The sequence below is a fragment of the Sellimonas catena genome, from assembly GCF_027924685.1.
Classification (GTDB): Bacteria; Bacillota; Clostridia; order Lachnospirales; family Lachnospiraceae; genus Sellimonas; species Sellimonas catena.
This window is the reverse complement of the sequence record NZ_BSBO01000038.1, coordinates 1-14034: the sequence shown is the minus strand read 5'-3', so window position 1 is coordinate 14034 and position 14034 is coordinate 1. Positions and strand designations below refer to the sequence as shown.

12 protein-coding genes are annotated in these 14034 nt (G+C 44.5%); all 12 read left to right on the top strand.

Going from position 1 to position 14034, the window contains the following annotated elements:
- The first annotated feature begins 32 nt into the window (after positions 1–32).
- The 12 genes from Selli1_RS15245 to Selli1_RS15190 all read left to right on the top strand — a co-directional run bounded on the left by Selli1_RS15245 (position 33) and on the right by Selli1_RS15190 (position 13846).
- Positions 33–1343, top strand: a complete 1311-nt coding sequence (locus Selli1_RS15245) for an O-acetylhomoserine aminocarboxypropyltransferase/cysteine synthase family protein (RefSeq protein WP_281873801.1) — start codon at positions 33–35, stop codon at positions 1341–1343.
- Between the two features lie 204 nt (positions 1344–1547).
- Positions 1548–2672, top strand: coding sequence for a carbohydrate kinase family protein (locus tag Selli1_RS15240; RefSeq protein ID WP_281873799.1), 1125 nt, complete (start codon positions 1548–1550; stop codon positions 2670–2672).
- 13 nt (positions 2673–2685) lie between these two features.
- On the top strand, positions 2686–3519 hold the full coding sequence (locus tag Selli1_RS15235; RefSeq protein ID WP_281844507.1) for a class II fructose-bisphosphate aldolase: 834 nt from the start codon (positions 2686–2688) through the stop codon (positions 3517–3519).
- Positions 3520–3532: 13 nt separating this feature from the next.
- Positions 3533–4213, top strand: coding sequence for a D-lyxose/D-mannose family sugar isomerase (locus tag Selli1_RS15230; RefSeq protein WP_087168538.1), 681 nt, complete (start codon positions 3533–3535; stop codon positions 4211–4213).
- Positions 4214–4478: 265 nt separating this feature from the next.
- Entirely contained in the window at positions 4479–5405 is a 927-nt protein-coding gene (locus Selli1_RS15225) for a sugar ABC transporter substrate-binding protein (RefSeq protein WP_405595545.1), read from the top strand.
- 83 nt (positions 5406–5488) lie between these two features.
- Positions 5489–6973 carry a sugar ABC transporter ATP-binding protein gene (locus Selli1_RS15220; protein ID WP_087252698.1) on the top strand — a complete coding sequence of 495 codons (1485 nt, stop codon included), beginning with the start codon at positions 5489–5491 and terminating at the stop codon, positions 6971–6973.
- A 21-nt stretch (positions 6974–6994) separates the two neighbouring features.
- The gene (locus Selli1_RS15215; protein WP_171027856.1) at positions 6995–7984 is read left to right on the top strand and encodes an ABC transporter permease; all 990 of its coding nucleotides are present in this window, start codon (positions 6995–6997) and stop codon (positions 7982–7984) included.
- A gap of 138 nt (positions 7985–8122) precedes the next feature.
- Positions 8123–9049 carry a sugar ABC transporter substrate-binding protein gene (locus Selli1_RS15210; protein WP_281873793.1) on the top strand — a complete coding sequence of 309 codons (927 nt, stop codon included), beginning with the start codon at positions 8123–8125 and terminating at the stop codon, positions 9047–9049.
- Position 9050: 1 nt separating this feature from the next.
- On the top strand, positions 9051–10352 hold the full coding sequence (locus Selli1_RS15205) for a sensor histidine kinase (RefSeq protein WP_087168534.1): 1302 nt from the start codon (positions 9051–9053) through the stop codon (positions 10350–10352).
- Entirely contained in the window at positions 10345–11016 is a 672-nt protein-coding gene (locus tag Selli1_RS15200) for a response regulator transcription factor (RefSeq protein ID WP_087168533.1), read from the top strand. The genes Selli1_RS15205 and Selli1_RS15200 overlap by 8 nt, the downstream gene beginning before the upstream one ends.
- Before the next feature lie 4 nt (positions 11017–11020).
- Positions 11021–12355 (top strand): ABC transporter substrate-binding protein, encoded by a 1335-nt coding sequence (locus tag Selli1_RS15195; protein ID WP_191427190.1) that lies wholly within the window; start codon positions 11021–11023, stop codon positions 12353–12355.
- A gap of 339 nt (positions 12356–12694) precedes the next feature.
- Positions 12695–13846 carry a tyrosine-type recombinase/integrase gene (locus Selli1_RS15190; protein ID WP_281873788.1) on the top strand — a complete coding sequence of 384 codons (1152 nt, stop codon included), beginning with the start codon at positions 12695–12697 and terminating at the stop codon, positions 13844–13846.
- Positions 13847–14034 lie beyond the last annotated feature (188 nt).

Here is a 14034-nt window from a genome sequence, read left to right as displayed (position 1 = left end):
AAATAAAAAAGCAGCGAAAGGAAAGACAGAGTATGGAAAAAAATTTGACAAGAGACAAAAGAAACCTGAAATTTGAAACATTGCAGCTTCATGTTGGACAGGAGCAGGCGGATCCGGCTACAGACGCAAGAGCAGTGCCGATTTACCAGACAACCTCCTACGTGTTTCATGACTGCCGGGATGCCGAGGATCGTTTCAGCCTGAAGGCGGAAGGAAATATTTACGGCCGTCTGACCAATCCGACCCAGGCAGTGTTTGAGCAGAGAATGGCTGCTCTGGAAGGCGGTTCGGTAGCGCTTGCGGTTGCATCCGGTGCGGCAGCGATCTGCTATACGTTTCAGGGCCTTGCCGGACAGGGGGATCACATCGTGGCGGCAAAAAATATTTACGGCGGAACATACAATCTGCTGGCCCATACTCTGCCGGAATATGGAATCACAACGACATTTGTAGATCCATTTCAAACAGGAGCGTTTGAAGATGCGATTCAGGAAAATACAAAGGCCGTTTTTATTGAAACTCTGGGAAATCCAAACTCGGACATCACGGATATTAAGGCGGCGGCAGAGGCGGCTCATGCCCATGGGATTCCGCTTGTGATTGACAATACGTTCGGAACGCCGTATCTGATTCGGCCGATTGAACACGGAGCAGATATTGTAGTTCATTCGGCGACAAAATTTATCGGAGGCCACGGGACAAGCCTTGGCGGAATTATCGTGGAGAGCGGAGCATTTGACTGGGAAGCATCCGGAAAATTCCCGTCTCTGACAGAGCCAAACGCAAGTTATCATGGCGTGGTATTTTCCAAAGCCGCGCCGCAGGCGGCGTTTATCACAAAACTTCGTGCTATTGTTCTGCGTGATATGGGAGCAGCAATTTCTCCATTTAACGCCTTTTTACTGCTTCAGGGACTGGAAACCTTGTCTCTCCGTGTGGAACGTCATGTGGAGAATGCCCTGCAGGTTGTACGGTATCTGAATCAGCATCCGATGGTGGAATGTGTCCATCATCCTGCTGTAACGGAAGAGGAAGATCAGAAACGGCTGTACAAAGCCTACTTCCCGAAAGGCGGCGCTTCGATCTTCACTTTTGAAATCAAAGGCGGCGCAGAAGAAGCAAGGAAATTTATCGACAGCCTGGAAATTTTCTCCCTCCTTGCAAATGTGGCGGATGTGAAGTCACTGGCGATTCATCCGGCTTCCACGACACATTCACAGCTGAATGAGGAAGAATTAAAAGAACAGGGTATCCGTCCGAATACCATCCGTCTTTCCATTGGAACGGAGCATATTGATGATATTATCGAAGATCTGGAGACGGCATTTGAGAGAATAAAATAGGAAAATAAGTATAGGAAGAGTTTTGGACAAGAAAGTTCGGAACTCTTCTTTTTGTATTCAAACAGCAGGATGAAAATTGTGAAAAATGTATATTACAAATGTCACAACTTGAATGATAATTGTAATAAGCTTACAAAAGCGAATTGACTTTTAGTATTCCAATGATATGATAAAGATAGTATTCAGACGGAAAAGGAGGGCTTTATGAAAAAGAAAAAAATCATGGTAGCAGGACATATTTCCCTCGATATTACTCCAGAATTCCACAATTCCGGAACACAAAAATTTTCGGAAATTCTAAGACAGGGGAAGCTTGTCAATGTGGGGCCTGCCCAGATGACATTGGGAGGTGCGGTTTCCAATACCGGACTTGCTTTGCAGAAGCTGGGGGCGGATGTGATTCTGACAGCAAAAATCGGGACAGATCTTTTCGGGGATATCATGATGAAAAAGCTGGAGGAGTACGGATGCCCGATGCATTTGATCCGGGATGAAGAGGGAGCCACTTCTTATACGATTGTGCTTGCTCCAAAAGGAAGCGACAGGGCATTTCTGCATGATCCAGGCAGTAATCACACGTTCTGTGCAGACGACTTGGACTGGGAGGAAGTAAAAAAGGTGGATTATTTTCACTTTGGGTATCCGACTTTGATGCGCCGGTTTTATGAAAATGATGGGGCAGGACTGGTAAAGCTGTATAAAGCGGTAAAGTCCGCAGGTCTTACTTCTTCTTTGGACCTCGCAGCTGTTGACCCGGAATCCGAATCGGGACAGTGTGACTGGGAAAGTATCTTAAAACAAGTGCTTCCATATGTGGACTTTTTCGTGCCGAGTATCGAAGAGCTTGCTTATATGGTGGATCGTGAAAAATATCAGGAATGGCAGGAAAGAGCAGAAGGCGAGGATATTGTATCGATTCTTTCTCTTAGCAAAGATGTCCGGCCTCTGGCTGAGAAAGTACTGTCCTATGGATGCGGTGCTGTCTTGTTAAAATGCGGTGCGGCAGGTATGTACTTAAAGACTTCGGGAAAAGAGAGAATGAGGAACGTGGATGCTGACTTGGAGGGCTGGGAAAATACAGAACTTTTTGAAGACAGCTTCGTCCCTGAACGGATTTTGTCCGGAACCGGAGCGGGCGACACCAGTATTGCGGCATTTCTGTATGCTGCCATGCAGGGATGTACACCAAAAGAAAGTATTGAATATGCCGCGGCGACCGGTGCGTGCTGCGTATCAACATACGATACGATCAGCGGCTTAAAGTCTTTCGCGGAATTAAGGGAAAAGATACAAAATGGCTGGAAAAAGCAGAAGATTATGAAAGAATAGGAGGAAAATAACAATGATTGTATCCATGAAAACCGTCTTAGACATAGCGGATGCAGAAAATATGGCGATTGGGGCCTTCAATGTTACAGAACTGGAAGGAATCCAGGCAGTATTGGGGGCGGCAGAAGAGCTGGGACAACCGGTAATTCTTCAATTTGCTCCGGTACATGAAGAGTATATCTCTTTGAAAACGCTCGGACCGATTATGGTATTGATGGCTGACAAGGCAAAAGTACCGGTATGCGTTCATCTGGATCACTGCGACAATTTTGATATGATCCGGGAGGCGCTGGATATGGGATTTTCCTCTGTCATGTATGACGGATCCATGCTGCCGTATGAGAAAAACTGTGCATATACGAAAGCTGCAGTGGAAATCGCCCAAATGTACGGTGCGTCTGTGGAGGCTGAAATCGGCGCAATGAACAGTGAAGATGGAAAGGCACAGAATGACTGCTATACAGATCCGGAAGAGGCGGGAAATTTTGTCAAAGCGACTGGCATCGATGCGCTTGCATGTTCCTTCGGAACCGTCCACGGATTATATACAGCGGAACCGAAGCTGGATTTTGACCGGATTGAGAAAATCCGGGAGACGATTGGAATTCCGATTGTTATGCACGGCGGAAGCGGAGTCAGCGATGAGGATTTCAGAAAATGCATTGACCGGGGTGTAAGAAAAATAAATTATTATACTTATCGCGCAAAAGCAGGCGGTGAATATGTAAAACAGAAATGCATGGAAACAGATGGACCGGTATTTTTCCATGATATCACATGCTGGGCAAGAGACTGCATGAAAGAGGATGTTCTTCATGCCATGCGTGTTTTTTCCGGATGCAAATAGGAGGGATAAAGAAATGAAACGTTCCGAAATTAATCAGGCATTAAAAAATATGGAAGAGATGATCAGAAAATGCGGTTTCCATCTTCCGCCATTCTGTGACTTTACACCGGATGAATGGAAAGAAAAAGGACATGAATATGATGAAATCCGTGATAATATGCTGGGATGGGATATCACAGACTATGGCCTTGGAAATTTCAAGAAGATCGGATTTTCTCTGATCACTCTCAGAAATGGAAATACGCATATGGATAAATATAAAAAAACATATGCGGAAAAGCTTCTTTATCTGGAAGAAGATCAGTCCGCAACGATGCATTTCCACTGGACAAAAATGGAAGACATCATAAACCGTGGAGGTGGAAATGTTCTGATCCGTGTTTATAATTCCAAAGAGGATGGATCTTTTGATGATACCGATGTTACCATCCATAGTGACGGAAGGGAATATACCGTTCCGGCGGGAACACAGATCAGGCTGACCCCGGGCGAAAGCATTACGGTATATCCGTATATGTACCATGACTTTGAAGTGGAGAAAGGAAGCGGGGCAGTTCTGTTAGGAGAAGTTTCCATGTGCAATGACGATAACACGGATAATCGTTTCTACGAGCCGATGGGAAGATTCCCGGAGATCGAAGAGGATGAAGCTCCTTACCGGCTGCTGTGCAATGAATATCCGCCGGCACCGTAAAAATACAGACAAATCAGCGCTGTGCAAAGCAGACAACCTGGAAAGATGTCTGACGCACAGCGCTATTTTTGTCGAGAATATATTACATTTGTCATTTAAAACATTGCAAATGTCATGTGGAAATCGTTACATTGTACACCTGCACAAAAAATCACGTTTTGCTATGATGAATCTATCAAAAATACACAAAGCAAAAGGAGGAAAGATTATGAAAAGAAAAGTGTTAAGTGTATTGCTTGTGGCAGCGATGGCAGGAACCATGTTAATGGGATGTAACAGCGGAGACAGTGGTTCCGGCGGATCGGACAATGGCGGATCATCCGACGACGGCGGCAAACACTACAAATTCGCCTACACCTGTATGGACGGAACAAACCCGTTCTTTGTGACAATCGAAGACAAGATCAAAGAACTGGTAGAGGCAAACGGCGATGAACTGATTTCTACAGACCCGGCTAATGATGTTTCTCTTCAGATTACCCAGGTAGAAGATATGGCATCCCAGAACATCGATGGTATCTTCTTAAATCCGGTTGAAGCAGAAGGAATTTTGCCGGCACTTGACGCACTGAAAAGCGCAGAAGTACCGATCGTAAACTTCGACACAGAAGTAGCGGATATGTCTTATGTAGCGTCTTATACAGGATCGGATAACTACAACGCAGGAAAAGTTTGTGGAGAAGACCTCGTAAAGAAATGTCCGGACGGCGGAAAAATCATCGTACTGGATTCCCCGACAATGAACTCCGTTACAGACAGAACAAATGGATTCCTGGATGCGATCGAAGGACACGGATTTGAAATCGTAGCACAGCAGGATGCAAAGGGAAATCTGGAAGTATCCATGGGTATCGCAGAAGACCTTCTGCAGGGCAACAGCGACGTTGTAGCAATCTTCGGTGGAAATGACCCTACAGCACTTGGCGCATTAGCAGCAGCAAACGCAGCAGGCCTTGAAGATGTATTAATTTACGGCGTAGACGGTTCACCGGATGTGAAATCCGAACTGGCATCAGGAGATTCTCTGATGGAAGGTACTGGAGCACAGTCCCCGATCGCGATCGCAGAAAAAGCAGTAGAAATCATGTATGACATCATGGAAGGAAAAGAGGTAGAAGACCGTTATCCGGTTGATACTTTCCTGATCACTGCTGACAATGTAGAAGAATACGGCACAGACGGCTGGCAGTAAGAAGAATGTATTTCAGGGGAACGGACGATTGTCTGTCTGTTCCTCGGACTTGAGGAAAAGCAAAACAGGAAGTAGGTGAAAGCGTGAGCAAAAATGTGCTGTTGGAAATGAAACATATACATAAGCGCTTTGCAGGGGTGCATGCGCTTAATGATATCAGCCTGGAACTGCACGCAGGAGAAGTACATGCCCTCCTTGGGGAAAACGGAGCCGGAAAGTCGACACTGATCAAAGTCCTCGGAGGGATTTATTCTGCGGATGAGGGAGAAATATGGATTGATGGGAAAAAAGTAGAAATCAAAGGCGTAAAAGATGCCCAGGACAATGGGATCGCGATCATCCATCAGGAGCTGGTATTGGTTCCGCACATGACAGTAGCGGAAAATATTTTTCTCGGAAGAGAATTTGGAAGCGGTTTTCTTATTAACCGGGCGAAGATGAACGAGGAAGCGCAGAAGCTTCTCGATGCCAATCAGGTGCATATTAAAGCCGATACTCTGGTAGGTAAGCTGACAATAGCACAGCAGCAGATGGTAGAAATTGTAAAAGCAATTTCGTACAATTCGAGAATTCTTGTCATGGATGAGCCGACCTCTTCGATTGCAGATAAAGAAGTGGAATTCCTGTTTGAGACGATGAGGAAACTGGCAAAACAAGGCGTTGGAATTATCTATATATCGCACAAAATGAGCGAGCTCGAAGAAATTTGTGACAGAGTAACCGTCATGAGAGATGGTGAGTATGTCGGAACCAAAGTGGTAAAAGAGACAAACAAAGATGAGCTGATTGCCATGATGGTAGGGCGTGAACTGACAAGCTATTACACAAGAGAGTATCAGGAACCGGGGGAAGAAATACTCCGGTGTGAACATATTTCTGACGGTAATATGGTACGTGATGTCAGCTTCAATCTGCACAAAGGAGAAATCATCGGCTTTGCCGGACTGGTGGGGGCTGGAAGAAGTGAAACAATGAAAGCCATTTTCGGTCTGACCAAAGGAGCCAAAGGAGATATCTACCTGAAAGGGAAAAAAATAAAGATCTCGTCACCTGTAGAAGCAATGAAAAACGGCATTGCCCTTGTCCCGGAAAACAGAAAAGAGGAAGGGCTCTATAAGGTACAAAGTGTGCGGTTTAATATGACCATTGAAATTATGGATCAATTCATAAAAGGAATCCGGGTTAATGAAAAGAAAGAAATCGAAATCACACAGAAATACATTGACATGATGTCTACAAAAACTCCGACACAATTACAGAAAATCGGAAACCTTTCCGGCGGAAATCAGCAGAAAGTCATCATCGGAAGATGGCTTGCCACCAATCCGGATGTATTAATTATGGATGAGCCGACCAGAGGAGTGGATGTAGGAGCGAAATCCGAAATTTATGTGATCATGAATGAACTGGTGAAAAAAGGCATGTCCATCATTATGATTTCCTCCGAACTTCCGGAAATCATCAACATGAGCGATCGGATTTATGTCATGTCAGAAGGCCGTGTTACAGGATGTCTTTCCCATGAGGAAGTCACTCAGGAAGCTGTGATGCAGCTGGCGGCGAAGTAGAAGGAAAAGGGGGAACGAAACATGGCTCAGACAAAAGGAAATAAAGCAAAACTGCCCGCTACAGAAAATAAAGCAGCAGTATTTTTGAGGGAGAACCTGGGAATTATTATAGCACTTCTGGTGCTATGTGTTCTTCTTGCGGTTTTGCCGGCAACAAGCAGTTCATTTTTATCGACCCAGAATATGTTTAATATTCTGCGGCAGATTTCGACCAATATGCTGATTGCGTGTGCAATGACCATGGTAATTATTCTGGGAGGAATCGATCTTTCTGTTGGATCGATCATTGCTCTTTCCGGAGTAATCGCGGCAGGATGCGTATCAAGATACGAGCTTCCGATTGCTGTAGCACTCATAGCGGGAGCCCTGGTTGGTGTTGTAATCGGTGTTTTCAACGGATTTGTAATCTGTAAGACAACCATTCCGCCATTCATTGTTACACTGGCTACCATGAATATCGCCAGAGGACTTGCAAAAGTATATACCGGCGGTTCTCCGGTGCGTGTTGTTACAAAAGAATGGCAGTTTATCGGTGCAGGCTATATCGGACCGGTTCCGGTTCCTGTTATCATTATGATTATTGCCATCATTATTACAGCATTGATGATGAATAAGACCAAACTTGGACGTCATATCTATGCGGTAGGTGGAAACACACAGGCAGCAGAGTTTTCTGGAATCAAGGTAGCAAGAGTCAAATTTATTGTACACGCTTATGCGGGACTTATGGCAGGACTTGCCGGAATTATTCTGGCATCCAGAATGTATTCCGGACAGCCGACGGCAGGAGAAGGCGCTGAGATGGATGCCATTGCAGCCGTTGTAGTAGGTGGAACATCCATGGCAGGAGGTTCCGGTAAAATTGGAGGTACGATTATCGGTGCTCTGATTATCGGTGTACTGAACAATGGTCTGAACCTGATGAATGTAAATTCATTCTGGCAGGACGTAGTAAAAGGTGTCGTTATTCTCCTGGCGGTATTTATTGACTATATCCGAAACAGAAAATAATAAGAAATATCATAAAAAAGAGACTGGTGCGTCATTTTTTCGCAGCGGTCTCTTTATGATAAAGACGCTTGATAAAATAGACTAAAAGTTATACCATGATAGATAAGTATTGTGACGAAGAAGTGAACGGAGCAGAGAATGAAAAGAACAAAATGGATTGCGGCAGCACTGTGCATTGCACTCTTCTTCAGCGGATGCGCAAAAGAACAAGATCAGGAAAAACACATCTTTGGGGCTACTTACATGACAAGAAACAACCCCTATTTCGATGTCCTGAACGATGAGATTGCCGAGGGAGTAGAAGCGAACGGGGACAAACTGATTGTCCGGGATCCGCTTCAGGACCAGGAAAAGCAGAATCAGCAGATCCTCGATATGATCGATGAAGGAATAGAAATTCTTTTTCTCAATCCCGTAGACAAAGTAAAAGTCAAACCGGCATTAAAGGCATGTCAGGAAGCTGGCGTAGAAATTATCAATATTGATACCCAGGTGGATGATACGGACTATGTTCTGTCCACGATCGAGACGGATAATTATCAGGCAGGACAGGAATGTGCAAAAGATATGATGAAACGGGTGGATTCGGCCAGAATTATCATTCTGGATAATCCGATGCAGGATTCTATCGTCCAGAGAGTCCAGGGATTTTTGGATACCATCGAAGGACATCCGGAATATCAGGTGGCACAGCAGATTTTCAGCGGCGGAGAAATTGAAATCTCAGTAGAAGTAGTATCCGGACTTCTGGACGAAGATTTTAATGTTGTATTTGGCGGTAACGATCCGTCTGCACTTGGCGCCCTTGCGGCTCTTCAGAAAGCAGGGAGAGAGGAAGGAATTCTGATTTACGGAGTAGACGGCTCCCCTGATTTTAAAGCCATGCTGGATCTGGGGTATGTAACCGGGACAAGCAGTCAGAGCCCGGAGACGATCGGGAAGATGGCGACGGAAATGGCATATCAGGCAATGAATGGAAAAGAAGTGGAGAAATATGTCAAGCTTCCAAGCAGGCTGATTACAAAAGAAAACCTGATGAATTACGACATAGATGGGTGGCAGTAGGATGAAAAGAAAAGCAATGAGTATTATTAAACTGCTCTTTTTTCTGATTAACATGGTACAGGCGGGCGGAATCAGCCTTTTTATCTATATGACGACAAAGAAAATCTGTGAGGATGATCAGGCCAGAGTATTTCTGGGGCAGGTAGATGCCATTCCCAAATATCCGGAAATGATTGTCTGGAGTACACTGCTTCTCATTGCTCTTCTTGGATGCGACATGCTGATCCGGGAGACGCGGAAAGAACAAAGCGGGAAAATCATTGCGATTACACTGGGAATAGATCTGGTGTGCAGCATCGTTCTTGTCTGGATTCTGGACTTTAATTATAATGGTGTGATTTTGCTTGTCTTCGCCAATATTCTTGTATTTGTCAATGATACAAAGATAAAATACCTTCTGATCGGTGTTGCGACACTTGGATATCTGGTGGCGGACTACGATTTGATTTCTGTATCCAATCATCTGTTTTCCGTCAGGGATTATATACAGTATTACAACGAGACACAGCAGCAGCTGTTGTTTTCCGTCTACAATATACTGGGATCATTGAATATTATGATTTTCATTCTGTATTGTATTAACATCATTAATGAACAGCGAAATACCATTCAGGAAGTGAATGAATGGTCCAGACAGCTTCAATATGCAAATGACCGGCTGAAGGAATACAATGAAATGACAGAAAAAATGGCTGAAACAAGGGAAAGAAACCGGGTGGCCAGAGAAATCCATGATACGCTGGGTCATACTTTGACCGGTGTGTCTGCCGGAGTTGATGCCTGCATTGCGCTGGTCGACATTGACCCTGGACAGACGAAAAAACAGCTGGAAGTGATTGCAAAGGCGGTACGAGGAGGGATTAAAGATGTCCGCAGTTCTGTTTCCGAACTGCGTGCAGATGCGCTGGAACATTTTCAGCTGGATGAAGCCATAAGCGATATGATCGCAGAAATGAACTCACTTGCGGGGGTGGAAGTAGTGTTTCATTCAGAAGTGAAACCATTCCGGTTTAGTGAAGATGAAGAAAATGTTGTTTACCGAATCATACAGGAAGGCATTACAAACGCCCTGCGTCACGGGAAAGCAACAAGAATACAGATTGACGCCAGAAAAATTGATGGAGTACTGCATCTGACAATTCAGGACAATGGATGTGGATGCAAAGAGATAAAGAAGGGATTCGGAACAAAACATATGAAAGAACGGGTTGCCATGCTGGGCGGCTCGATCCATTTCTCAGGAGAAAATGGATTCTTGATTGATGCCCGGATTCCGATAAGATGGGGTGAAGAGTATGATTAAAGTACTGATTGCAGATGACCAGGAGCTGATTCGGCAGAGTCTGCAGATTGTTTTAAACAGCAAACAGGACATTGAGGTATCAGATGTGGCTGCAAATGGCCAGGAAGTGATTCAGTGTATTCGGAAAAATAAGCCGGATATTATACTGATGGATATCCGGATGCCTAAAATGGACGGGGTCCAGTGTACAAAAATTATTAAGGAAAATTATCCGCAGATTAAGATCATCATTCTGACAACCTTTGATGATGACGAGTATGTATTTAACGCTCTGAAATATGGGGCAAGCGGATATCTTCTGAAAGGTGTCTCCATGGATGAACTGAGTGATGCAATACGCACTGTTTACAGCGGACGAGCAATGATCAATCCTGACATTGCGGCAAAAGTGCTGAGACTGTTTTCACAGATGGCGCAAACCAACTATACCATTCCTGTTGAGGAAAAAGATATCCGCCAGCTGACAAAAACAGAATGGAGAATCATTGCACAGGTAGAAAAAGGAGCAAGCAACAAGGAAATTGCAGATACACTGAGCCTTTCCGAGGGAACGATCCGTAATTACTTAAGTACGATTCTGAACAAGCTGAATCTAAGAGACCGGACGCAGCTTGCAATCTGGGCAGTACAGACGAACGCACACAAGAATATGACTGAAGAATAGGAAGATGAGATTGTACAGTAAATGGATAACAAGAATGATACAGGCAGCGGCAGCACTGCTCTTTCTGGCAGGAATGTATTTCTGGAGCAGACCGCAGGCACAGACACAGGAACTGGAGTTTGGCATGTTTACCGGAAGCAACTGGGGCGTGGAAAACGCAGACGCTTTCGTTATTATCGACAGGGCGATTGAGCGTTTTGAAGAAAGCCATCCAGGAGTAACGGTCCGCTATACTTCGGGAATTGAAAAAAAGGATTACTCCGAGTGGTGTGCAAAGCGCCTTCTGGAAGGAGAAATGCCGGATGTCTTTATGGTTCTGGATACGGACTTTAACCAGTACTGTTCCCTTGGAATTTTGCAGGAACTGAATACGTTTATGGAATCAGATCCGGAGTTTCAAAACGAAGAGATTTTCCAGACAGCGATGGATATCGGAAAGGGCATGGAAGAAATCCAGTATGCACTTCCATATGAAGTAGTTCCAACGATGCTGTTTGTCAATAAGACACTGCTTCGGCAGGAAGGAATCGAAATGCCCCAGCAGGACTGGACCTGGGATGATTTTTTGGAAATCTGCAGAAAAGTGACAAAAGATACAGATGGCGACGGCCGGATTGACCAGTTCGGAACTTATAATTATTCCTGGCAGGATGCGATGTATACAAGCGGCGGAAGCGCGTTTGATAATGAAAAACAAAATGTAGACTTTTCCAATCAGTATGTGATTGAGTCGGTGAAATTTATGAAAGAACTACTGGCTCTGAATCAGGGCGAAAATGTGACACAGGAAGACTTTGATGCAGGAAAAGTTGCGTTTATGCCCCTGACGTTTGCTGAATACCGGACATACAAAACTTATCCATACAAAATCAAGAAGTATTCCAATTTTCAATGGGACTGCACGACATTTCCAGGCCGTACCCACGGAGAGAACATTTCCAAGGTGGACGCACTTCTGATAGGAATCAATCATGATAGTACGGAGAAAGAACTGGCGTGGGAATTTTTGAAAGAACTTGTCTGTGGATACGAAAGCCAGCTCGATATTTTCCGGTACTCACAAGGCGTATCCGTCCTGGAATCTGTAGCAAGATCTGAGAAAGCGGCCTCGATTATTCAGGAAGATATGGATAAGGAAGAACAGGTTATCAGTGGAGAACTGTTGTGTGATGTCATTGAACATGGAACGATCACACCGAAATATTATCAATATGAGACGTACGAACAGATGATCAGTCTGGCAAACACCGAAATTACAGAGATCTTCGAAAAGAATAAGAATATAGAAAGCAGTATGAAGATTTTTCAGAGGGAAATCCGAAAATATCTGAATCAGTAAAAATAAGAAGCCCGGATACGATTGCGAGAAGAACAGAGTCTTCCCAAGTATCCGGGCTTTTTCCAGTAGAAACCACTTCAAGCGGCCCCGGCTTTATGTAATAATGAAAAGGATATGATAAAACGTGCTGTATTTCGCTGACATGCATATCCATCAGCCGGATTCCTACAAAAGCTCAGTGACAGAAATCAGACACCGGGAGCTGGAATACAGGGCGGATACAGCACACGAAAAAGGGAGAGGAGGAAAGGAAACAAGGTCGGTCCTGAGCGATAACAATCCGATTGAAACAGGAGAAGAATACGATCGGAAGCATCGCAAAAGAGAAAGGAAAGGGACATGGCAAGAAAAGGAGAAAATATTTACAGAAGGAAAGACGGACGCTGGGAAGGCAGATACATTGCAGACAGATCAAAAGACGGCAAAGCAGTATACCGTTCTGTCTACGCAAAAACCTATACCCAGGCCAAACAGAAACTGCAGGAAGCAAAAGAAACAAGTCAAAAAGAAATAGAGAAGAAATATCTTCCTGATTCGGAAAAAGAATTTTCGGAATTTCTCTATCGGTGGCTCGAATATATCCGGCCCCGCATCAAAGAATCTTCTTATGTAAAGTATGCAAATCTGATTGAACTTCATATTGACAAAGAAATCGGAGCAATCAAACTTGGCAGTCTGAATATTGCCATTATTGACCAGTTTATCAATACCCTTCTGGAGGGAACAGAAGAAATAGCTCCCCTTTCAGCAAAAACCGTAACAGACATTCTGGGAGTCGTCCGAAACGTGATCCGCTACATCAATGGACGATTCCAGAGAGTCGACTGTGATCTAACCCAGATCACCATAAAAAAGGAAGAAACCCGGATGCGGATTTTAAGCAGAGAAGAGCAGGAACAGCTGATCCGGTATCTGCGGGAGTATCCATCACCGATGAACTGCGGCATCTTCCTGACATTATTTACCGGGCTCCGGATCGGAGAGCTCTGTGCTCTGACCTGGGAAGATATTCACTTGAGGGAAAAAGAAGTGTTTATTCGGAAAACAATGCAGCGCATTCAGAATAAAAGACCGGAAAAACCACGGCTGGAGTGGGGAAGCAGGACCAGAATCATCATCACTCCGCCAAAAAGCAGCAAGTCAATCCGGCATATCCCGATCCCGGAAAGTGTAGCGGAAGTACTCGGGGAATACCAGAGATACGGAAACGAATATCTCCTGACGGGAAAAGAAAACAGTTACGTCGAGCCCCGCACCCTCCAGTATCATTTCAAAAAGGTTCTGAAGAAATCAAGCATCGAGGAGGCAAATTACCATGCGCTGCGCCATACTTTCGCGACGAGATGTATTGAACTTGGCTTTGACATCAAAAGCCTCAGCGAGATTCTGGGCCATGCCAGCGTTAACATCACGCTGAACCGGTATGTGCATCCGTCCATGGAGCTGAAGCGGGACAATATGGAAAAACTCTCCGGGCTGATTGCGGAATAACCAGTCTATATTACATTCAACAGTAAAAACAGCAGGAAATAACGGTAGAATAATAAAAAAATCGCAGAGTGTGATACTCTTGGAAATGACAAATTCAACATGGAAATGATCAGAAAACAGGGCGTTTCTTCGGAATAAAAAATTTTTGACAAGAATATTGACGTTAATAAAATCAGGAATAAAATCTT

Bases quoted from the DNA above. Each gene is read 5' to 3' on its own strand.
- Selli1_RS15245 (WP_281873801.1), top strand. From the start codon at position 33: ATGGAAAAAAATTTGACAAGAGACAAAAGAAACCTGAAATTTGAAACA.
- Selli1_RS15240 (WP_281873799.1), top strand. From the start codon at position 1,548: ATGAAAAAGAAAAAAATCATGGTAGCAGGACATATTTCCCTCGATATT.
- Selli1_RS15235 (WP_281844507.1), top strand. From the start codon at position 2,686: ATGATTGTATCCATGAAAACCGTCTTAGACATAGCGGATGCAGAAAAT.
- Selli1_RS15230 (WP_087168538.1), top strand. From the start codon at position 3,533: ATGAAACGTTCCGAAATTAATCAGGCATTAAAAAATATGGAAGAGATG.
- Selli1_RS15225 (WP_405595545.1), top strand. From the start codon at position 4,479: ATGGGATGTAACAGCGGAGACAGTGGTTCCGGCGGATCGGACAATGGC.
- Selli1_RS15215 (WP_171027856.1), top strand. From the start codon at position 6,995: ATGGCTCAGACAAAAGGAAATAAAGCAAAACTGCCCGCTACAGAAAAT.
- Selli1_RS15210 (WP_281873793.1), top strand. From the start codon at position 8,123: ATGAAAAGAACAAAATGGATTGCGGCAGCACTGTGCATTGCACTCTTC.
- Selli1_RS15205 (WP_087168534.1), top strand. From the start codon at position 9,051: ATGAAAAGAAAAGCAATGAGTATTATTAAACTGCTCTTTTTTCTGATT.
- Selli1_RS15200 (WP_087168533.1), top strand. From the start codon at position 10,345: ATGATTAAAGTACTGATTGCAGATGACCAGGAGCTGATTCGGCAGAGT.
- Selli1_RS15195 (WP_191427190.1), top strand. From the start codon at position 11,021: ATGAGATTGTACAGTAAATGGATAACAAGAATGATACAGGCAGCGGCA.
- Selli1_RS15190 (WP_281873788.1), top strand. From the start codon at position 12,695: ATGGCAAGAAAAGGAGAAAATATTTACAGAAGGAAAGACGGACGCTGG.